The following is a 19,131-nucleotide window of genomic DNA, read 5'->3' as shown; positions in this document are numbered from 1 at the left end:
GATAGACTGTTATCGTATCGAACAGCCTAGGCCAATCGCAAAGCATGGGAAAAACAACTCGGTAGCGCATTAATTGAAGGCTTCCTTTGCTACCAAGGTCTAGGCTGTTACCATGGGTGCATGACGCCGACCGAAAAACAGGGCTCCGGGGCAGAAGGCACGCTGCTGGACGCATTCGGCCGACGCATCTCCTATCTGCGCCTGTCGGTCACCGACCGCTGCGATTTCCGCTGCCGCTACTGCATGTCGGAGAAGATGCAGTTCCTGCCGAAGCGGGAGATACTGACGCTGGAGGAACTGGCCGCACTCGCCGACGCCTTCATTGCGCGCGGCATCCGCAAGATCCGCCTGACGGGGGGCGAGCCGCTCGTCCGCCGCGACGTGGTCGATCTGGTTCGGATGATCGGGCGCCGGATCGGCGACGGCCTGGAAGAGCTGACGATCACCACAAATGGCAGCCAGCTTCGCCGCCATGCCGCTGCTCTCGCCGACGCCGGGGTTCGCCGGATCAACGTCAGCATCGACACGCTCGACCCCGAACGCTTTGCCTTCATCACGCGCGGCGGCGCGCTGGATGACGTGCTCGACGGGATCGAGGCGGCGCGCGACGAGGGTATAGCGATCAAGATCAACATGGTCGCGCTCAAGGATTTCAACGAGCAGGATATCGAGCCGATGCTGCGCTGGTGCGCCGCCGGCGGCCATGACCTGACCCTGATCGAGACGATGCCGCTGGGAGAAATCGACGAGGATCGCACCGATCGCTACCTGCCGCTCGATGGCGTCCGCGTCGCGCTGGAGAACCGCTACACGCTCAGCCCGCTCGACTATCGCACCGGCGGGCCGGCGCGCTATTTCCGCGTCGAGGAACTTGACGCCCGACTGGGGCTGATCACCCCGCTCACCAACAATTTTTGCGACGGCTGCAATCGTGTCAGAGTGACCGCGACCGGTCAGATCTACATGTGCCTGGGGCATGACAGCCGGCTCGACCTGCGCGGCGCCTTGCGCGCGGGGGATGCGCAGGAGCTCGACCGGCTGCTCGACCTTGCCATGCACCGCAAGCCGCAGCGTCACAATTTCGCTATAGACCAGCGGGGGGCGACACCCGCCGTCGACAGACATATGAGCGTTACCGGGGGATGACCGAAAAGAAGATGGCCCTTGTGGCCTCGCCGACTCCTGCCGCGCAGGAGGCAGCGACACAATTGCGCCGGATGTACGAATGGCATCCGGTCGAGCGTGCCGACCTGATCGTCGCTTTGGGCGGCGACGGCTATATGCTGCGCACGCTCCACGCGATGCTCGACCGCCATCGCATCCTGCCGGTGTTCGGCATGAACCTGGGCACCGTCGGTTTCCTGATGAACGACTGGAAGCCCGAATTGCTGGAGCTGCGGCTGATGCAGGCCAAGGCGATGACGGTGCTGCCACTGCGCATGGATGTCGAGACGGTCGAGGGGCAGCGCCTGTCGATCCCCGCGATCAACGAGGTGTCGCTGCTGCGCGAAACCCGCGAGACGGCGAAGATCGAGGTGCAGGTCGAGGGCCGCGTGGTCCTGCCCGAGCTGGTATGCGATGGCGTGCTCGTGTCCACGCCCGCAGGCTCCACCGCCTATAATCTGTCGGCGCAGGGCCCGATCCTTCCGCTGGAATCGTCGCTGCTCGCGCTGACCCCGATCAGCCCCTTCCGCCCGCGGCGCTGGCGCGGGGCGATCCTGCCGGACAAGAACTCGATCTCCTTCCGGGTCCTCGATGCCGTGAAACGCCCGGTGAGCGCCGTCGCCGACCAGCGCGAAGTGCGCGACGTGTCGCTCGTCCGGGTCGGCATCGACAAGACGAGCCCGCTGACGCTGTTGTTCGACCCCGAACATGCGCTCGACGACCGCATAACCATGGAACAGTTCGCGGTCTGAAAATCCCTCTTTTTCAGTGGTTTGGAAATTAATTTCCTGTCCCTCGGACGATCGGGGATTTGGGGCTTGCAAGCTCGAACGACCCGCTGCTATAGGCGCGCCTCGCTTGAAGCGGAAATGATCCCCGGTAGCTCAGCGGTAGAGCATCCGACTGTTAATCGGACGGCCGCCTGTTCGAATCAGGCCCGGGGAGCCATTTCAAATCCTTAAAATCCAAGGTGTAATTCTCCGACCAGGAGAATTGCGCCTTTTGTCGTTCCGACAGGTGTTCTGACAGTCATTGCGACAATATGATCGCTCAGCCGGCTACGATCATGTCGGCATGCTCGGGCCGCCGCAGCGCAATCTCGCTGCTCGCCCACCGACATTATGGAAATCATATTCGCGCACGCGCGAGTGCGTCTCGAAATCCTATGCGGGGCGCTTTAGCTGGACGGGCTGAGGTGCAGCATGATCCTTCAGCAAGAGTCCGTCCCGTCACAGAGCGAAGCGAAAGGCAACGCCCCTGGGCGGCCGGCGCCGCGCATCTGGCTTTCCCGATGCCCGCGCTGGGCGAAGGACATTGCCATTCGTGCCTTCGGCTGCCTGCTCCTGTCGCTGGCGGTCCACGCCATCCGCCTGCTTCACGCCATCCTCGTGACGGTGCCGCGGAGCGAGGGAACGCCCGGACATTATGCGATCGCGATGTTTGCCTTTCTGAGCGCCAGCCTGGGCATCGGCCTGCTGCTGCTCGGCTATTCCATCAACGATCCGGTCGAGATCGCCGATCGTTGGCGGCCTCGTCTCTGACGGATAGTCACCCCCTGCTCGGCTGCTGCCTACCCATCCGCTCCGAGCAGGCGATACCCCACGCCCAGTTCGTTGACGATGATGCGTGGCCGGCTCATGTCCGCCTCGATCTTCTGGCGCAGGTTGCGGATGACGACGCGCAGATATTCGACGTGCCGCTCATATTCGTTCGGCCAGACGCTCTTGAGGAGGTGGTCATGCGTGATGACGCGTCCCGGAAAGCGCGCGAGCTCCGCGAGAACGCCGAATTCCTTGGGTGTCAGATGCAGCTCCTCGCCGTCGCGGCGGATCACGCGGTTGAGCAGGTCGATCTCCAGCGTTCCCACGACGACCTTGAGCTGTGCGCCGCCCGCGCTCTTGCGATTGCGAAACGCGGCCCGCATGCGGGCAAGCAGCTCCTCGGTGTCGAAGGGCTTGGTCACATAATCGTCCGCGCCCAGGTCGAGCGCGGCGACCTTCTGGTCGGTCGCATCGCGCGCCGATATCACGAGCAGGGTCGCCGTCGACTGCCCCCGGATCAACGGAACCAGTTCCAGGCCGTCCCGATCGGGTAGTCCCAGGTCGAGGAGGACGAGATCCGGCTGCACCTTGCCCAGCCGGTCGAGCGCCTCGCGCGCATTGGCGGCTTCGCTCACATCGTAATCGGTGCGCTCCAATGTCGTCCGCAGCAGGCGACGAATATGGGGCTCGTCATCGACGACGAGCACTTTGACGCGGTTCACGTGACATTCTCCTGATCGATCTCGCGGACAAGCGCCTCTTCAGGGAAGAAGATGTCGAAGCGCGCGCCAGATACATCGGTGCGGTTCGCGGCCCTCACCTGCAGGCCCATCGCCTCTACGAAAGCCTTGACGATGGCCAGCCCCAATCCGCTGCCGCCCTTGGCACGATCGGACCCCTCGAAGCGGCGGAAAGTCTGGAAGACGTCCCCCTCCTGCCCGACCGGCAAGCCCGGTCCCCGGTCCATCACCGAGAGGAGGAGCTCACCCGGACGACGCTGGGCCGCGACCCGGATCGGACTGTCGGGATCGGCGTAGCGCCCGGCATTGTCGAACAGGTTGATCAGGACATGGTGAAAGAGCTGCGGGTCGACCCGCACCAGCGGCAGGCCCGGGGCGACGTCCAGGTCGATCTCGTGACCGAACAGCGCGGCACGCGTATCGTGAACCGCGCTGGCGATCGCATCGGTCAGGTCGACCGCCTCCAGATTGAGCCGCATCACCCCGGCCTCCACCCGCGCCATGTCGAGCAGATTGGTGACGAAGCGGTGGAGCCGCTGCGCCTCCGCCTCGACGCTGTCGACCAGAGGCGAGGATCGCTCCGCGCGCAGCATGTCGGCGGCGGCGAGGATCGCGGTCAGCGGCGTCTTCAGATCATGGCTGACCGACGACAGCAGCGCCGCACGGAGCCGATCGGTCTCCTTGAGCCGGGCGAGATCGCGCATGACATTCTCGAGCTGCATGCGCTCGATCACCAGCGCCGACTGGTCGGTCAGGCTGAGCAGCAAGGCGCTCATGTCAGGGGGCACCGGCATCGCCCCGTCGTCGCGCGTCAGCCCGACGACGCCCACCACGCCACGCGGCGTCTTGAGCGGATGAAACATCCAGTCGGATCCGGTCAGCGTGTCCGATCCGCGCCCGGTCGTGGTGCCCTTGCCCATCGCCCATTGCGCAGCAGCGCGCTCCATCGTGTCCAGCCGATCCTCGGGCGGCCAGGCGGCCCGCAACGCCGGGCCGTCGCTCGACGCGGTGAGGACGCAGACACGGGCGTCGAACAGCCGTGCAAGTTCGGCGCAGATCGCCTGCATCAGCTCCTCGTCATTGCCGATCGTCGTCAGCTGTCGCGAGAAACCGGCGAGGGCCGCGTTGAGTCGCGCGCTGGACGCGGCGAGGTCGGCCTGCGACTTTATCCGCGCGGCGAACTGGCTCGTCACCAGCGCGACCCCCAGGAAGACGACGATCGTCACCACATTTTCGGGGTTGCTGACGGTCAGCGTCCCGGTGGGGGGAAGGAAGAAGAAATTATAGGCCAGCGACGAGGCAAGGCCCGCGAAGACGCCCCCCCGCAACCCGTACAGGCTTGCGGCGACCATCACCGGAAGCAGGTAGAGCAGCGCGATGTTGGTGATGTCCAGCGTACTGCCCAGGGCCAGCCCCGCCGCCGTCACGAGCCCCACCACGGCCAGCGAAAGAAGATAGTCGCGCGGATGTCCCCACCGTCCCTTGGATGGGGCCCGCTCGCGCGGCGTCGCATCATGTGCGTCGCCTGGCAGGACGTGGATCGCTACGCCGGTCAGACCCCGGACGAGCCGGTCTACGACCGATCCATGGCGGATTTCGAACCACCAGGGACGGGCCGACTTGCCGATGACGATCTGGGTCGCACGCGCCTCGCGGGCATAGGATATGAGCCCGTCGACGACCCGCGCCGCCGGGATCGTGGCGGTCGCTCCGCCCAGCTGCGCGGCCAGCGCCATTGCCTGGTTCAGGCGTTTCCGATCCCCCTCGCCAAGCTGGGCCGATCGGGGCGTCTCGACATGCAGCGCGGTCCAAGGGGCGCTCAGCGCATCCGCCAGCCGCTTCGCCGCGCGCACCAGCAACAGCGCGCTCTGCTGCTCACTCACCGCAACGATCACCCGCTCTCCGGCCGCGAAGCTGCCGGCCAGCGCATGGGCCCGGACATAATCGAGCATCTGCGCGTCGACCGCCTGCGCCGCGCGGCGCAAAGCCAGCTCACGCAGGGCCGAAAGGTTGGACTTGGAGAAGAAATGGTTGAGCGCCCGGCTGGCTTCGTCGGGAATATAGACCTTCCCCTCCCGCAGCCGCTCGATCAGTTCGTCGGGCGGGATATCGACCACTTCGATCTCGGCGGTCTCTAGAATGCGGTCGGGCACGGTCTCGCGGACGCGCACCTTGGTAAAGGAGGCGACGACGTCGTTCAGGCTTTCGAGATGCTGGACATTGATGGTCGAATAGACGTCGATACCCGCAGCAAGCAGCTCTTCGACATCCTGATAGCGCTTGGGATGGCGCGAGCCGGACGCGTTGCTGTGCGCAAGCTCGTCGACGAGGACGAGCGAGGGGCGACGGGCGAGAATGCCGTCTATGTCCATCTCGGACAGGGTGCGCCCCTGATGCTCGACGTCGATGCGGGGCAGGATTTCATGTCCCCGCGTCAGCGCCTCGGTCTCGGTGCGGCCGTGCGTCTCGACGACGCCGACGACGACATCGACGCCCGCCTTTCGCCGCTGCATGCCTTCGCTGAGCATCTCATAGGTCTTGCCGACCCCCGGCGCGGCACCGAGGAAGACCTTAAGACGGCCGCGGCCCTCCTGCGCGGCGGCGCGCAGGAAGGCCTCGGGACTCGGTCGATCGTGGCGGTCGTTCACTGCGTCGAAGCTGGCGCAATTTGATCGAGCTGTCGATTGAGCGCGAGAATGTTCACGCGCGGCTCGCCGAGAAAGCCGAGGAGCGGCTGTTCAATCGACTGTTCGACCAGCGCCCTTACCCGTGCAAGCGGGAGGCCACGCTCGGTAGCGACGCGCGGCGCCTGCGCCAGGGCCGCTGCCGGTGAAAGGTCGGGATCGAGGCCCGAGCCCGAGGCTGTGACCAGATCCGCCGGGATCGCACCGCTGACTCCGGAGGCACGCGCCTTCTCGATATCCCCCTTCACGCGGTCGACGAGAGCCTGGCTGGTCGGGCCATAATTCGAGCCTGACGAGGCCAGGCCGTCATAGCCCTTGCCGGCCGCCGAAGGGCGCGACTGGAAATAGCGGTCGCTGGTGAAAGCCTGCCCGACGACGGTGGAGCCAAGCACCCGGCCCTTTTCCATGATCAGGCTGCCATTGGCCTGTGTGGGGAACAGCGCTTGGCCCAGGCCAAGCACGGCCAGCGGATAGGCGGCGCAGAGAAGGATCGCGAACAGGATCGTCAGGACGATCGCGGGACGCAGCGAGGACGAAAGATCATTGCCCATGGGAGGATGCTCCTAAGCGAGGCCGAGGCCGTTGACGGCGATGTCGATCAGCTTGATGCCGATGAACGGCGCGACCAGTCCGCCGAGGCCATAGATAGCCAGGTTGCGTGCCAGCAGGGGGCCAGCGCCCATCGGGCGGTAGGTCACGCCCCTGAGGGCCAGCGGGACCAGCAGCGGGATGATCAGCGCGTTGAAGATGATCGCCGACAGGATCGCAGACTGGGGGGTGGCCAGGCCCATGACGTTGAGCACGCCCAGACCGGGATAGAGCACCACGAACATCGCCGGGATGATGGCGAAATATTTGGCGACGTCATTGGCGACCGAAAAGGTCGTCAGTGCGCCCCGGGTCATCAGCAACTGCTTGCCCAGCCCTACCACCTCGATCAGCTTGGTCGGATCGCTGTCGAGATCGACCATGTTCCCGGCCTCGCGCGCGGCCTGCGTGCCCGTGTTCATCGCCACGCCGACATCGGCCTGCGCCAGCGCCGGCGCATCATTGGTGCCGTCACCGCACATCGCGACGAGCTTGCCGCCAGCCTGCTCCTTCCGGATCAGCTCGAGCTTGTCCTCCGGCGTCGCCTGGGCAAGGAAATCGTCGACACCGGCTTCCGCCGCGATCGCGGCAGCGGTCAGCGGGTTGTCGCCGGTGATCATGACCGTGCGGATGCCCATCTGGCGCAGTTCGCCGAAGCGCTCGCGTATGCCGGCCTTGACGATGTCCTTCAGGAAGATCGCGCCCAGCAGCCGGCCGTCGCGCGCCACGGCGAGCGGGGTGCCACCCGCGCGGGCGATCTCGTCCGTGGCGCGCCGAAGCTGCTGGGCCTCTGGCGTTTCGCCCGCACCGGGATTGGCCCTGAGTACCGAATCCACGGCACCCTTCTGGATCGTCGATCCGCCCGTCCTGATGCCCGAAATGCGCGTCTGAGCGGTGAACGGGATGACCTCGGCATCGGCCGGCAGTGCCGCCGTCTTCACGCCGAAGGCCTCGCGCGCCAGGACGACGATCGAGCGCCCTTCCGGGGTTTCGTCGGCAAGGCTCGCCAGCAGCGCCGCTTCGGCCAGTTCGCCGACGCTGACCCCGGTAACGGGCTTGAACTCGGTCGCCTGCCGGTCGCCGACGGTGATCGTACCGGTCTTGTCGAGCAGCAACGTGTCGACGTCGCCCGCTGCCTCGACCGCACGGCCCGATTTGGCAAGGACGTTGAAACGGACGAGCCGGTCCATGCCCGCAATGCCTATCGCGGAGAGCAGCGCGGCGATGGTCGTGGGAATGAGCGTGATCAGCAGGGCCGCGAGAATGGCGACGGGAATGCTGCCCCCGGCATAGCGCGCAAAGGCGGGGATGGTCGCGACGGCGATCAGGAAGATGATCGTGAGGCCGACCAGCAGGATCGTCAGCGCAATCTCGTTCGGCGTCTTCTGGCGCTCCGCGCCCTCGACGAGCGCGATCATGCGATCGAGAAAGCCCTGCCCCGGCTCGGCGGTGACGCGGACCCTGATCTCGTCCGAGATCACGCGCGTGCCGGCGGTGACGGCGGAACGGTCGCCGCCCGCCTCGCGGATCACCGGCGCGCTTTCACCGGTGATCGCCGCCTCGTTGACCGATGCCACGCCGGAAATCACCTCGCCATCGGCGGGGATCAGTTCGCCCGTGGTCACGAGAACGATGTCCCCGGCGCGAAGCTGGCTGGCCGCGACCCGACTGCCATCCTCCCGGATGGCCGTCAGCTCGGCCTTGGTGGCGCGCAGCGAGGCCGCCTGCGCCTTTCCCCGCCCCTCGGCCAGCGCCTCGGCAAAGGTGCCGAACAGCACCGTGAGCCATAGCCAGACGACCAGCTGGAGCTTGAAGCCCAGCGCCAGCCCGTCATCGCCGACCGCCAGCAGGACGGTGAGCAGCAGCGCCACGACCGCCGTCGTGAACATGACCGGATTGCGGATCAGCGCGCGCGGATCCAGCTTGCGAAAGGAATCGCCCACCGCCGGGCCGAGAAGTTCCGGCGTGAACATTGATTTGGTTGCGGATTTGCTCATCGGAGGTCCGATCAGAAAAGTTGGCCGTGGATCATCGCGAGATGATCGGCGATGGGCCCGAGCGCGAGGCTCGGCAGGAAGGTCAGGCCGCCGACGATCAGCACGATGCCGACGAGCAGCCCAATCCACAGCGGGCCCGTCGTCGGAAAGGAACCGGCGGTTTCAGGCGTGTATTTCTTGGCCGCCAGCGAACCGGCGATCGCCAGCATCGGGACGATCACGAAGAAGCGGCCGACCCACATGGCGATGCCCAGCATGGCATCGTAATAAGGCGTGTTGGCGGTCAGACCGGCAAAGGCCGAACCGTTGTTCCCGACTGCGCTGGTGAAGGCGTAGAGTATCTCGGAAAAGCCATGCGGTCCCTTGTTGAGCGGGCCTGCCAGACCCTGCGGAAGCACCGAGCTTATCGCCGTGAAGCCGAGGATGATCAGCGGCAACACCGCGATCGCCAGCACCGCCAGCTTGACCTCGCGGCCCTCGATCTTCTTGCCGACATATTCGGGCGTGCGGCCGACCATGAGCCCGGCGACGAACACGGCCAGGATCGCGAACAGCAGGAAGCCATAGATGCCCGCGCCGACGCCACCGATGACGACCTCGCCCAGCTGGATGTTGAGCAGAGGGATCAGCCCGCCCAGGGGGGTGAAGCTGTCATGCATCGCATTGACCGCACCGCAGGAGGCGGCGGTCGTCACGACCGAGAAGAGCGCCGAGGCGGCCGTGCCGAAACGGACCTCCTTGCCCTCCATATTGCCGCCCGGAACGCCCATCGCGTGCAGAATCGGATTGCCCGCCGCCTCCTGCCAGTAGACCACCGTCACTCCGGCAAGGAACAGCAGGATCATCGCGGTCAATATCGCCCAGCCCTGGCGCGTGTTGCCGACCGCCTTGGCGAAGGTCCAGGTCAGCCCGAAACCGATCAGGAAGATCGAGAGCATCTGCACCAGATTGGTCAGCGCGGTCGGGTTCTCGAAAGGATGCGCCGAGTTGGCGTTGAAGAAGCCGCCGCCATTGGTACCAAGCATCTTGATCGCTTCCTGCGAGGCGACCGGCCCGAGCGCGAGGGTCTGTTTGGCGCCTTCGAGCGTCACGATGTCGACCGAACCCGCGAGCGTCTGCGGCACGCCGCTGGCCACGAGGAAGAGCGCGTAGAAAAAGGAGATGGGCAGCAGCAGGTACAGCGTCACGCGGGTGACGTCGGCCCAGAAATTGCCTATGCTCTTCGCCTCCCGCCGGGCGAAGCCGCGAAAGAAGGCGAAGGCGAGCGCGATACCGGTCGCTGCCGAGAGGAAGTTGTGAATGGTCAGGCCGACCATCTGGCTGAAGTTCGACAGGGTGGATTCCCCGCCATAGCTTTGCCAGTTGGTGTTGGTGGTGAAGCTGACCGCCGTGTTGAAGGCGAGGTGACCGCTGAGCGCCGGATAGCCCAGCGGGTTCAGGGGCAGCACGCCCTGAAGGCGCAAAACCGCATAGGTGAAGACGAGCAGCGCCAGATTGAAGATCAGCATGTGGACCGCATAGCGGCGCCAGCTCTGCTCGACCGACGGATCGATTCCCGCCAGCGCATAGAAGCCGCGCTCGACGGGGCCAAGCACGGCGTGAAGGGGCGTGCGGCGGCCTTCATAGAGCGCGAACAGCCACAGTCCGATCGGCTTGGTCAGCGCGATCAGCACGGCGATGAAGAGAAAGATGAGGGTCCAGCCCTGGGGAGTCATGCTGCTCTCCGATCAGAAGCGTTCGGGCCGGACGAGCACGGCCACCAGATAGGCGAGAAGCCCGCCCGCAGTGATCGCGGCGAGCCAGAGGTCGATAGTCATGCCGCGCTCCTCATGCCTTGTCGCAAAGCCGGACATGCGCCAGCGTCGCCGCGAGCAAGGTGAGTAACAGGGCGATCCACGGCAGATCTTCCATCGCCGTCTCCTGAAAGGGTTGAAGCCAGGATCGACTCATTAGGCCCACGCGCCATAGGAATTCGAGACGCGGGCAGAGGCCCCGGCATATGATTTGCATATGTTTGAGGCCGCCGAGCCGGATCGAGCTTGCGCAGCCCTACCGGCAGCGCAGCGGCATATGATTTTTACTATACCGAAAGCAGCGCGGACCCGTGGAGTTCAAACGCGACGAGGCGGATAACAGCGGTCGTCCAACCACATCGAGATCGCCCGTGATCCATATGTCCAATTCCGATCGGAGACAGCGCCTCGTCATTTCCTGATCAAGCGAGACCCCTGCTCATCCGGCTGTCGGGGCAATAGCCCGACGCCGCCCCTCTCCTCGCAGCTGCCATTGTTCCTCCCAGCCTGCGGGTCCTGGGCGGGCGGGGATAATCCTCGCCCGCCCCTTTTCCCGTCACCGTGATCGGAGAGAAGCCTGACAGGACCGATGGAGCAACGACGTCATGCCCTGCGCTCCGCACATGGGGTCCGTTCGCCAGCGGCTCGATCGATCCGGCAACGGACTTCCTCGCGCTCGATGATATCGGCTGCGCGGGCAACGCCTCCGGCAGAACCGATCTCGCGCTGCACAACCGCCGCCGCCTGTCGATAGCGGTCTTCCGTGAGCAAGCCGCCAATCGCCATTGCAAGGCGCGCGGTCGAGGCGGTCGGCGGCAGCGTGATCCCCACGCCACGATAACGAATGCGCGCGGCGGTGGCGTGCTGCTCGAACGCCATGGGCAAAGCGAGCAGGGGCACGCCGAAACTGAGCGCGTCGAGCACTGTGTTGAAGCCACCATGGGTGATCGCCACGGCCGCCTGCTCGAGTATCCGGCGTTGCGGCACGAAGGCATGAACCTCGGCCATTCCGCTCAGCGCTTTTTCCGCCTCCTCCGACAGGAGGCCACCATGGGCGATCACCAGATGGGCTCCGTGCGTGCTGCACGCCTCGGCGATGCGGGCGAACAGGTCCGGTCGATTTCCCTGAAGGCTGCCGAAGGAACAGAAGATCAGCGGCGCCTGTCCCTCGTGGCGGGCGGGCGGCTCGGCGGGCACGTCCCTGCGCAGCGGGCCGACATGGTGCATCGTCGACGATGGGCGGCGACGAGGGAAGTCGATCGACGAGACCGCCTGGTAAAGCGTCGTGCATCGATCGCCGGCCGCATCGGCGACATCTATCCCATGGGCATCGGCGTGGCGGCGCAGAACTTCGGCCACGGGTCGCATCAGCCAGTCCACCACGCGATATCCGCCGCGATTGCGCCATGGGCCGAACGGCCCGGCATGATAATTCCATCCGAGATAGATTGGCGGGATACCCGGCTCCCGATCGGTCGGCAGGGCGGTCGCAACCACCACGCAGGGCAACCCCGCAATCTGCGCGACCAAGGGGCCGGCCACTTCCATCTGGTCGGCGATCACCATCGTGGCGCCGATCTGCCGCAGAAGGGCCGGTGCCTGCCGGCAAAGCTGTTCCGCCCACGCCGCGACGGCCGCTATCGTTCGTTGCGTCGCCAGTAACTGGTGTGGCCTTCCGAAGGACCGCAACAGCCGGTCATGATCACCCGGCGCAGCGTCCTTCAGTATCACCGGCGCGATACGCGCTTCACCGAGCAGGGATGCTGCGTCTTCCCGCAGCAGGAAACTGACCCGGTGGCCGCGATCGATCAGCGTCTCCCCCAGCGCAACCAGCGGATTGACATGCCCCGCCAGAGGAGGCGCCACGATCGCATAATGCCCCATCGCCTCAGCCCACCGCAGCCCTCAGCCCTTGTGCTCGGCTTTCCCCTTACGCGTGGTCGAGGCCATTTTCTCGAGTTCCTTTTCGCTCATCGACTCTTCCATCGATTTCGAGGCGCCCTTCAGCTTGGTCTTGGGCGTATCGCCCCGTTTCGCCGAAAGCGCGGCGCCCGCGGCCTTTTGTTGCGCGGCTGATTTTGCAGGCATGACATGGTCTCCACAAGCTGTGCCCGAACAGGCATTGGGAACAACGGACGGCCCTCGTCCAAGTTCACGGCGACGAGCGATCCCTCATGCTTTTCGCAGGGCGGGAATGATCGCCACCGAAGGCCGCAACATCTCTCTCGGCATGACGCGCTTCACGACCCTGCCGCATCTCATAGTCGCCAGCCGCGATAGCAGCTGACAGGATCGACCATCAGCCGAGGGAGGACCAGATGACGATCAGCCGACGTTACGCACAGTGCAGCGAGGGTCAGATCCACCTGCGCGAAAGCGGTACTGCCGATCAGCCGGTCGTGGCCTTCTATCATCAGACCGCCTCTTCGGGCGCGATGTTCGAACAGGTGATGGAAGGACTCGCCGACGGCTATCATTGCCTCTCGTTCGACTCCCCCGGCTTCGGAGGCTCCTATCAACCCGAGGCAATTCCCGACATTCGCTACATGGCCGATCGCCTGATCGAGGCGCTCGACGACCTCCGCGTCGATGCGCTCCACCTGTGCGGCCACCACACGGGCGGGTGCATCGCGCTGGAAATGGCCTCCGCCATTCCCGAACGGGTGCGGTCACTCACGATCATCGGGCCGGTCGTCGCGACCGAACAGGAAAAGATCGAATACCGAAAGACGTTCGTCCAGCCTTTCGCGGTGGAAGCCAGCGGTGGCTTTCTTCAAGGGGCCTGGGATTATCTCCGCTCGATCGGGGCCGGTGCGAACATGGACCTCCATCTGCGCGAATTGATCGACCATCTCGTCGCGCACCGCAGCATGCCAATGGCCTTCTCGGCGGCCTGGAACCAGGACGTGGCCGGGCTGCTGGCGACGGCGACGGTTCCGCTGCACGTGATGTGCTCACGGGACGACGTCTTGTGGCCCCTGTTCGAACGCGCCTGTGCGATCCGGCCGGACGCCGCCCAGACCATCGTCGAGGGCGCCGATTTCCAGCCCGATCTCGACGCCGCCGGCGTCACCCGCGCGCTGCGGGCCTTTCTCGACGGCTGAACGGTTCAGCGCCAGCCGAGGCCCAGCGCCTTCTGGAGCCCGGCATAATCGGCCGCGAGCGCTGCATCGGCCTGCGACAGTGACTGTTCTGCGGACAGGCGGGTCCGCTCGGACTGGAGCAACTGGATCTTCGTGCCGGTCCCGGCTTCGAAGCGCTGGCGCGACAGCGCTTCGACGCGCCGAGCCGACGCGAGCGAGCGCCGCACGCTCGCCGAAGCCCGCAACCGGGCGCCGTAGCGGGACAGCGCATCCTCGCTGTCCTGCAGAGCTTTCAGCACAACGCCACGATAGCGCGCCGCAGCCTCGTCCTGCCCGCCCTTCGCCTGTTCGACCCGCGCCGCGTTCCGGCCGAAATCGAGGATGTTCCAGGACAGGCGTGGCAAGGCGATGGTCGCGAGCTTGTCGATGTCGACCACGTCCCCGGGCTTGGTCCCGCCTATCCCGAGTACGCCAGCGAAGCTGACGCTGGGAAAGCGTGCGGCTTCGGCGACACCGATCTTCGCGGTTGCCGCCGCATATTGCCGTTCTGCGGCGCGGACGTCGGGCCGACGCCGCAGCAAGGAGGCCGGATCGCCGATCGACGTTCCAGCCGGCGGGAGAGGGATGGCGGCAGGCGTGGCAAGAAGCTGGTCGAGGCTGCCCGGCACCTCGCCGACGAGCACCGCCAGCGCGTTGAGATAGGCGTCGCGCTCGGCCTGCAATGGCAGCAACGCCGCTTCGAGCTGTTCGAGCTGGTCGGCCTGTTGCTCGACGTCGAGGTCCGATGCGGCGCCTCGCTCGCGCCGCTGACGCACCAGGGCCACGAGGTCGCCCTGCCGCGCCACCGCCTCCTGCGCCAGCCGGATACGCTGCTGGCGGTCGCGGAAATTGGCATAGGCCTGTCCGACTTCGGCCGTGAGGCTGACCTGCGCGTCGGCCACGCTCGCTTCTGCCGCCTCGAGTTGCGCGCGCGCAGCCTCGACGCTCCGCCGCCGGCCACCCCAGAGATCGACCTCCCAGCTGGCGTCGAAACCGAGATTGTAGAAGTTCAGTGCGTCGCTGCCCGATCCGCTGCCACCCTGGCCGCTGCCGCCGCTGCTCTCATCCGAGGTTCCGAGGTCCACACCCGGCAGGCTGGCATGCGCGTAGATCGCCTGAAGATTGGCATTTGGCGCCGAATTGGCTTTTTCCAGCCGGAGCGCGGAACGGGCCTGGCGCAGGCTCGCCTGGGCGATCGCGACATTGGGATTGGCCGCCAGCGCCCGTTGCTGCAGCCCGTCGAGAACCGGATCGCCGAACACCGTCCACCAGGCTGCCACCGCAGGCTCGTCGGAGCGCGCCTCCGGTGAGGCGCGCACGAAGCTCGCCGACGGCTGTGGCGCGCGCGCCGATGCGGGCCCGGCATAATCAGGCCCCATCGTGCAGGCCCCCAGCGAAGCGAGGGGGATGAGAAGCAGCAGGATACGCATCGCCATTACCTCAATGCATCACAACGGGCTGGCCCTGGGGCAGAGGGCGCAGGAAAAGGACGAGCGGGATGACGGCGATGATCCCGACCCCGAGCATCCAGAATATGTCGTTGAACGTCATCACCAGTGCCTCGCGCTGGATCGTGCCGGCGAGCGTCCGTAGCCCTGCCTCCTGCCCGCCAAAGGTCTGCGACAGGCTGGCGACATAATTCTGGACCGTGTCCGAATTGGCGCTCATCGATTCCTCGATGCGGCGGCTGTGGAGCCAGTTGCGCTGGTCCTGGATCGTCGCGATCCCGGCCAGCGCCAGCGACCCGCCGAGATTGCGGACGGCATTGAACAGACCGGCCGCATCCCCGGCATCGCGCGCCGGCACCGAGGCGATCGCGGCCTGATTCAGGAACAGGAAGCCCATGATCACGCCGACGCCGCGCAACAGCTGAGACTCAACGAAGTCGTGTCCGACCGATTGCGACGTGAGGACCGTGTCGACCATGCAGCTCGTCGCCATGATCGCGAGCCCCATTGCGACCGCGATCCGGATGTCGAGATAGCGCATCAGCAGCGGCGTGAAGGGCATCAGCAACATGCTGGGAATGCCGGACAGGAGGACGATCTTGCCCGACTGAAGCGCGTTATACCCGGCAATGGCGGACAGGAATTGCGGAATGACGTAGGAGGTCCCGTAAATCATCATCCCGATCACGAGGCCCATCAGCGCCACCGCGCCGAACTGCCGGTCGAGCAACAGCCGCAATTTGATGACGGGTCGCTTCGCAAAGATCTGGCCGGCCAGCAGCAGACCGAAGCCAATGGCGGTCACGATGCTCATCTGGACGATCGCGCTGCTCTGAAACCATTGCTCGCGCTGGCCCTCTTCGAGGACGATGGTCAGGCCGCCGAGGCCCAGCGCCATCCCCACGATGCCGCGCCAATCGGCGCCCCACAGCTCCTCCCAATCGGGCGGCCGGTGAGCCATGGTGGTAAGCAGGAGGACGACCAGCAATATGCCGACGGGTATGTTCAGGAAAAAGGCGTAGTGCCAGCTGACATTCTCGGTCAGCCAGCCACCGACCAGCGGTCCGAGCAGCGGGCCGATGATCGCGGTGACGCCGAACATCGCATTGCCGATCGGCTGCTGCGAGCGCGGCAGCCGCGTGGCGATGATCGTCATTGCGGTCGGCACCAGCGCGCCACCGGTGAACCCCTGCCCCACCCGGCCGATGATCATCATCGTCAGGTTGGTCGAGATCCCGCAGACAATCGAAAAGGCCGTGAACAGGGTGACGGCGATCAGCAGGAAGGTGCGCAAGCCGAACAGGCGTTCGAGCCACGCGGACAGCGGGATGATGATGATCTCGGCTACCAGATAGGCCGTAGCGATCCAGGTTCCTTCGGTGCCGGTCGCACCGATCTCGCCCTGGATGGTCGGCAGCGACGAGTTCACGATCGAGATGTCGAGCGTCGCCATCAGCGCACCCAGGCTGCCGGCCGCAACAGCCAGCCAGGCGCTCACATCGGCGCGCTCAGGCGGTGCCGCTGCACTCCCCGCCACGGCGGCGCTCATTGCCGGGCGCGCTCGTTCCGGCGCTCCTGCTCGTCACGGATGGCGTCGATCGCGGCTTTGGCCGACCGCGTGTCGACGGTCGCCTCGACCGACATGCCGGGGATGAGCAGCGCCCGCGTCTCAGGGCCCGCATTGATCGCGATGCGCACGGGGATGCGCTGGACGATCTTGGTGAAGTTGCCCGTCGCATTTTGCGGCGGCAGAACGGAGAATTGTGCGCCGGTTCCGGGCGCGATGCTCTCGATCACGCCGTGGAGCTCGACGCCATCGAGGGCATCGACTTCGACGGTCACCGGCTGCCCCGGCCGCATCAGGCCCAGCTGGGTTTCCTTGAAATTGGCCACCACATAGAGGCTCTTGGCCGGGACCAGCGACATGAGCCTGGTCGATGCCTGGACGAACTGGCCCTGGCGGACGCCCCTGTTGCCGATGCGGCCGTCGACCGGGGCCCGCAGGATCGTCGCCTCGACATCGGTCCGCGCCGCCGAGAGCTGGGCCCGGGCGGCCTCACCCTGCGCGCGGGCCTGCTGCCGCTGTGCGCGCAACGTCGCCACGCGCCGCTCGGATGCGGTCAGCGATGCCTGGGCCGCGTCGACCTTGGCCCGCGCCTGGATCGCCTGCGCTTCAAGCTGGGCGAGGCGCTCGCGCGTTTCGGCACCGCTCGCCGCGAGCGGGCGGTAGCGGACGACCTCCCGGGTCGCCAGTTCAGCCTCCGCGCGTGCGGATAGGAGCTGCGCCCGCGCCTGATCGACCGCAGCGAACTGCTCCTCGATCTGCGCGTCGACCCCTGCCGCGCTCGCCAGCGCGACATCGATCTGGGCGCGCGCCTGCGCCGCCTGCGCGCTATAATCGCGCGGGTCGATCTGGACGAGCGGCTGCCCTGCCTTCACATCCTGATTGTCGGTCACGAAGACGCGGTCCACATAGCCCGACACCTTGGGTGACACGGTGATAGCATCGGACTGGATGAAGGCGTCGTCGGTGGACTGCTGATAGCGGCCATAGATGAAGTGCCGCGCGCCCCAGATCACACCCACGAGCACGAACAGACCTCCCCCGACCAGCAGTACGCGGCGGAGGATCAGCTTGCGACGAGCGGCCTTCGCGGGGTCGGCGGACTCGGGCGAATCGGAGGGTGGCGCTTCGGTCGTTTCGCTCATCTTGGGACTCGGATGCTATCGATCGTCACGCCTATGCTCGCAGTTGCAAAACAGCGCAACACCATTTATTGAGGGCCCTCATGAAATCCGATGAGGAAGACCTCCTAACCGATCTCGGGCGGCTCTACGGCAGCCTCAAGCGCAGTTTCGACCGCTCGATGGTCGAACGCGGCGCTTCGCTCGCGCGGACCAAGATGTTGATCCTCATCCAGAAGGAAGGGGGCACCGTCCGCGCGACCGACATCGCGGAACGCTTCGGCATTGCCCCGCGCACCGTGACCGAAGCACTCGACGGGCTGGAACGGGAGGGCATGATCCTGCGGACGCCCGATCCGGCCGACCGCCGGGCGAAGCGGATCAGCATCACGGCGGAAGGAGAAGCCGCCGTCGCCGTTACCGAACCGATCCGCCAGGCGCTGTCGAAGCGAATATTGCTCGGCTTGGGGCCGGAAGAACAGGCCGTCTTTCACGCGACGATCCGCAAATTGCTGCGCTGCATCGACGAAGATTGAATATTTTTCGTTAAGCCCCGTCGTGCTATTGTAACTTCCTGTCTCCTGCACCGTTCGAGAAGAAAACGGGCGGGACCTCAAGGAGAGGTGCGATGGAGAGAATACATCACAGCTTCTGCCAATGCGGCTTCGGCCTGCTGTGCACGTGCAGTGCGCTTTCGCTCGTCGTGACGGGGAGCGTCTATCTGCTGCTGGGCTAGGCTGAGGGGGCGTATCGACCGCCGCGTGATATTCGAAACCAGATAGAAAAAGGGCCCGGCCGCTTGCGCGCCGGGCCCCTTTTGCGTCAGGCGCTGGCCTTACTTGCTCACGCAGTAGAAGCCGCCACCCGGGAACGGATTGCCATAGGCATCCAGCGCGCCCGCATGATAGCCGGTCGCCTTGAACTTGGCCTTGTCCGTGTCGAGGCTGCCGCAAACAGCTGCGCCACGCGCGGCTTCGGCTGCCGGCACCGGTCCGAACGCCGAGGGGTTGTCCCAGGCGAGCGTCTGGTCTGCCTTGGCGACGAGGCGCGGCGGGGTCTCGCTGGCCACCTTGCCGGGCTTCGGCACGGAGGCGCAGCCAGCCAGACCTGCGGCAGCTACGACGCAGGCAAAAGTTGCGACCTTCTTGATCGTACGGATGGTCATGAGGCTGTTCCCTTTCTTGATCCTCACCCCGACTAGAGGCGGCTGGTGAATAACATATTACCGTAGCGTTCCACCATCGCGTTTCGCGGCGTCCAACGCTGCTTCGACGTTCGACACTAGCGCGCGCCATCTCGCCCTGCCTCTCTGTAAAACCCCTATGCCAGCGGCCACGGCCGATGCTGTTGCCATCGCTGCAACGATCTT

18 protein-coding genes and 1 tRNA gene are annotated in these 19,131 nt (G+C 65.7%); 6 read left to right on the top strand and 13 right to left on the bottom strand.

Annotated features, from left to right (window positions below):
* The first annotated feature begins 120 nt into the window (after positions 1-120).
* From moaA to G6P88_RS17560, 4 genes are all read left to right on the top strand, one after another.
* Positions 121-1,146 carry a GTP 3',8-cyclase MoaA gene (gene moaA, locus G6P88_RS17575; protein WP_165324346.1) on the top strand — a complete coding sequence of 342 codons (1,026 nt, stop codon included), beginning with the start codon at positions 121-123 and terminating at the stop codon, positions 1,144-1,146.
* Positions 1,143-1,916 carry an NAD kinase gene (locus G6P88_RS17570; RefSeq protein WP_165324345.1) on the top strand — a complete coding sequence of 258 codons (774 nt, stop codon included), beginning with the start codon at positions 1,143-1,145 and terminating at the stop codon, positions 1,914-1,916. Before moaA ends, G6P88_RS17570 begins: the two co-directional genes overlap by 4 nt.
* 121 nt (positions 1,917-2,037) lie before the next feature.
* Positions 2,038-2,112, top strand: a tRNA-Asn gene (locus tag G6P88_RS17565).
* Positions 2,113-2,366: 254 nt separating this feature from the next.
* The gene (locus G6P88_RS17560; RefSeq protein ID WP_165324344.1) at positions 2,367-2,705 is read left to right on the top strand and encodes a hypothetical protein; all 339 of its coding nucleotides are present in this window, start codon (positions 2,367-2,369) and stop codon (positions 2,703-2,705) included.
* Between the two features lie 29 nt (positions 2,706-2,734).
* Here G6P88_RS17560 and G6P88_RS17555 read toward each other — a convergent pair whose 3' ends face one another.
* From G6P88_RS17555 to G6P88_RS17520, 9 genes are all read right to left on the bottom strand, one after another.
* Positions 2,735-3,427: a response regulator gene (locus G6P88_RS17555; protein WP_165324343.1), complete on the bottom strand. Its 693-nt coding sequence runs from the start codon at positions 3,425-3,427 to the stop codon at positions 2,735-2,737.
* A complete protein-coding gene (locus G6P88_RS17550) occupies positions 3,424-6,093 on the bottom strand; it encodes a sensor histidine kinase (protein WP_165324342.1) in 2,670 nt (889 codons plus the stop codon). The genes G6P88_RS17555 and G6P88_RS17550 overlap by 4 nt, the downstream gene beginning before the upstream one ends.
* Positions 6,090-6,680, bottom strand: coding sequence for a potassium-transporting ATPase subunit KdpC (gene kdpC / locus G6P88_RS17545; RefSeq protein ID WP_165324341.1), 591 nt, complete (start codon positions 6,678-6,680; stop codon positions 6,090-6,092). Before kdpC ends, G6P88_RS17550 begins: the two co-directional genes overlap by 4 nt.
* Positions 6,681-6,692: 12 nt before the next feature.
* Entirely contained in the window at positions 6,693-8,714 is a 2,022-nt protein-coding gene (gene kdpB, locus G6P88_RS17540; RefSeq protein WP_165324340.1) for a potassium-transporting ATPase subunit KdpB, read from the bottom strand.
* Positions 8,715-8,725: 11 nt separating this feature from the next.
* On the bottom strand, positions 8,726-10,429 hold the full coding sequence (gene kdpA / locus G6P88_RS17535; protein WP_165324339.1) for a potassium-transporting ATPase subunit KdpA: 1,704 nt from the start codon (positions 10,427-10,429) through the stop codon (positions 8,726-8,728).
* A gap of 12 nt (positions 10,430-10,441) precedes the next feature.
* Entirely contained in the window at positions 10,442-10,531 is a 90-nt protein-coding gene (locus G6P88_RS17530) for a potassium-transporting ATPase subunit F (protein ID WP_165324338.1), read from the bottom strand.
* Positions 10,532-10,541: 10 nt separating this feature from the next.
* The gene (locus tag G6P88_RS20465) at positions 10,542-10,664 is read right to left on the bottom strand and encodes a hypothetical protein (RefSeq protein WP_282097765.1); all 123 of its coding nucleotides are present in this window, start codon (positions 10,662-10,664) and stop codon (positions 10,542-10,544) included.
* Positions 10,665-11,110: 446 nt separating this feature from the next.
* The gene (locus G6P88_RS17525) at positions 11,111-12,391 is read right to left on the bottom strand and encodes a glycosyltransferase (RefSeq protein ID WP_165324337.1); all 1,281 of its coding nucleotides are present in this window, start codon (positions 12,389-12,391) and stop codon (positions 11,111-11,113) included.
* Between the two features lie 21 nt (positions 12,392-12,412).
* Positions 12,413-12,595, bottom strand: coding sequence for a DUF3008 family protein (locus G6P88_RS17520; RefSeq protein WP_165324336.1), 183 nt, complete (start codon positions 12,593-12,595; stop codon positions 12,413-12,415).
* A gap of 230 nt (positions 12,596-12,825) precedes the next feature.
* Here G6P88_RS17520 and G6P88_RS17515 point away from each other — a divergent pair, with 230 nt between their 5' ends.
* Positions 12,826-13,611, top strand: coding sequence for an alpha/beta fold hydrolase (locus G6P88_RS17515; RefSeq protein WP_165324335.1), 786 nt, complete (start codon positions 12,826-12,828; stop codon positions 13,609-13,611).
* 5 nt (positions 13,612-13,616) lie between these two features.
* Here G6P88_RS17515 and G6P88_RS17510 read toward each other — a convergent pair whose 3' ends face one another.
* The 3 genes from G6P88_RS17510 to G6P88_RS17500 are packed head-to-tail and all read right to left on the bottom strand — an operon-like array spanning position 13,617 to position 17,786.
* Positions 13,617-15,059, bottom strand: a complete 1,443-nt coding sequence (locus tag G6P88_RS17510; protein ID WP_165325270.1) for an efflux transporter outer membrane subunit — start codon at positions 15,057-15,059, stop codon at positions 13,617-13,619.
* Positions 15,060-15,069: 10 nt separating this feature from the next.
* A complete protein-coding gene (locus tag G6P88_RS17505) occupies positions 15,070-16,626 on the bottom strand; it encodes an MDR family MFS transporter (protein WP_165324334.1) in 1,557 nt (518 codons plus the stop codon).
* Entirely contained in the window at positions 16,623-17,786 is a 1,164-nt protein-coding gene (locus G6P88_RS17500) for an HlyD family secretion protein (RefSeq protein WP_165324333.1), read from the bottom strand. Before G6P88_RS17500 ends, G6P88_RS17505 begins: the two co-directional genes overlap by 4 nt.
* An 80-nt stretch (positions 17,787-17,866) precedes the next feature.
* On the opposite strand from G6P88_RS17500, the gene G6P88_RS17495 reads away from it, so the two are divergent.
* Positions 17,867-18,298 carry a MarR family winged helix-turn-helix transcriptional regulator gene (locus tag G6P88_RS17495; RefSeq protein ID WP_165324332.1) on the top strand — a complete coding sequence of 144 codons (432 nt, stop codon included), beginning with the start codon at positions 17,867-17,869 and terminating at the stop codon, positions 18,296-18,298.
* Between the two features lie 299 nt (positions 18,299-18,597).
* On the opposite strand, the gene G6P88_RS17490 is transcribed toward G6P88_RS17495, so the two are convergent.
* Complete coding sequence (locus G6P88_RS17490) at positions 18,598-18,927, bottom strand: hypothetical protein (RefSeq protein WP_165324331.1); 330 nt, start codon at positions 18,925-18,927, stop codon at positions 18,598-18,600.
* Positions 18,928-19,131: the final 204 nt, after the last annotated feature.

Source organism: Rhizorhabdus phycosphaerae (assembly GCF_011044255.1).
In the GTDB taxonomy this organism is placed as follows: domain Bacteria; phylum Pseudomonadota; class Alphaproteobacteria; order Sphingomonadales; family Sphingomonadaceae; genus Rhizorhabdus; species Rhizorhabdus phycosphaerae.
Note: the sequence above shows the minus strand (reverse complement) of the source record. Positions and strands in the feature narration are given on the sequence as shown.

What these genes read in the sequence shown, in the direction of transcription:
- moaA (WP_165324346.1), top strand. Translation starts at nt 121, where the DNA reads ATGACGCCGACCGAAAAACAGGGCTCCGGGGCAGAAGGCACGCTGCTG.
- G6P88_RS17570 (WP_165324345.1), top strand. Translation starts at nt 1,143, where the DNA reads ATGACCGAAAAGAAGATGGCCCTTGTGGCCTCGCCGACTCCTGCCGCG.
- G6P88_RS17560 (WP_165324344.1), top strand. Translation starts at nt 2,367, where the DNA reads ATGATCCTTCAGCAAGAGTCCGTCCCGTCACAGAGCGAAGCGAAAGGC.
- kdpC (WP_165324341.1), bottom strand. Translation starts at nt 6,680, where the DNA reads ATGGGCAATGATCTTTCGTCCTCGCTGCGTCCCGCGATCGTCCTGACG.
- kdpB (WP_165324340.1), bottom strand. Translation starts at nt 8,714, where the DNA reads ATGAGCAAATCCGCAACCAAATCAATGTTCACGCCGGAACTTCTCGGC.
- kdpA (WP_165324339.1), bottom strand. Translation starts at nt 10,429, where the DNA reads ATGACTCCCCAGGGCTGGACCCTCATCTTTCTCTTCATCGCCGTGCTG.
- G6P88_RS17530 (WP_165324338.1), bottom strand. Translation starts at nt 10,531, where the DNA reads ATGACTATCGACCTCTGGCTCGCCGCGATCACTGCGGGCGGGCTTCTC.
- G6P88_RS20465 (WP_282097765.1), bottom strand. Translation starts at nt 10,664, where the DNA reads ATGAGTCGATCCTGGCTTCAACCCTTTCAGGAGACGGCGATGGAAGAT.
- G6P88_RS17525 (WP_165324337.1), bottom strand. Translation starts at nt 12,391, where the DNA reads ATGGGGCATTATGCGATCGTGGCGCCTCCTCTGGCGGGGCATGTCAAT.
- G6P88_RS17520 (WP_165324336.1), bottom strand. Translation starts at nt 12,595, where the DNA reads ATGCCTGCAAAATCAGCCGCGCAACAAAAGGCCGCGGGCGCCGCGCTT.
- G6P88_RS17515 (WP_165324335.1), top strand. Translation starts at nt 12,826, where the DNA reads ATGACGATCAGCCGACGTTACGCACAGTGCAGCGAGGGTCAGATCCAC.
- G6P88_RS17510 (WP_165325270.1), bottom strand. Translation starts at nt 15,059, where the DNA reads ATGCGTATCCTGCTGCTTCTCATCCCCCTCGCTTCGCTGGGGGCCTGC.
- G6P88_RS17505 (WP_165324334.1), bottom strand. Translation starts at nt 16,626, where the DNA reads ATGAGCGCCGCCGTGGCGGGGAGTGCAGCGGCACCGCCTGAGCGCGCC.
- G6P88_RS17500 (WP_165324333.1), bottom strand. Translation starts at nt 17,786, where the DNA reads ATGAGCGAAACGACCGAAGCGCCACCCTCCGATTCGCCCGAGTCCGCC.
- G6P88_RS17495 (WP_165324332.1), top strand. Translation starts at nt 17,867, where the DNA reads ATGAAATCCGATGAGGAAGACCTCCTAACCGATCTCGGGCGGCTCTAC.
- G6P88_RS17490 (WP_165324331.1), bottom strand. Translation starts at nt 18,927, where the DNA reads ATGACCATCCGTACGATCAAGAAGGTCGCAACTTTTGCCTGCGTCGTA.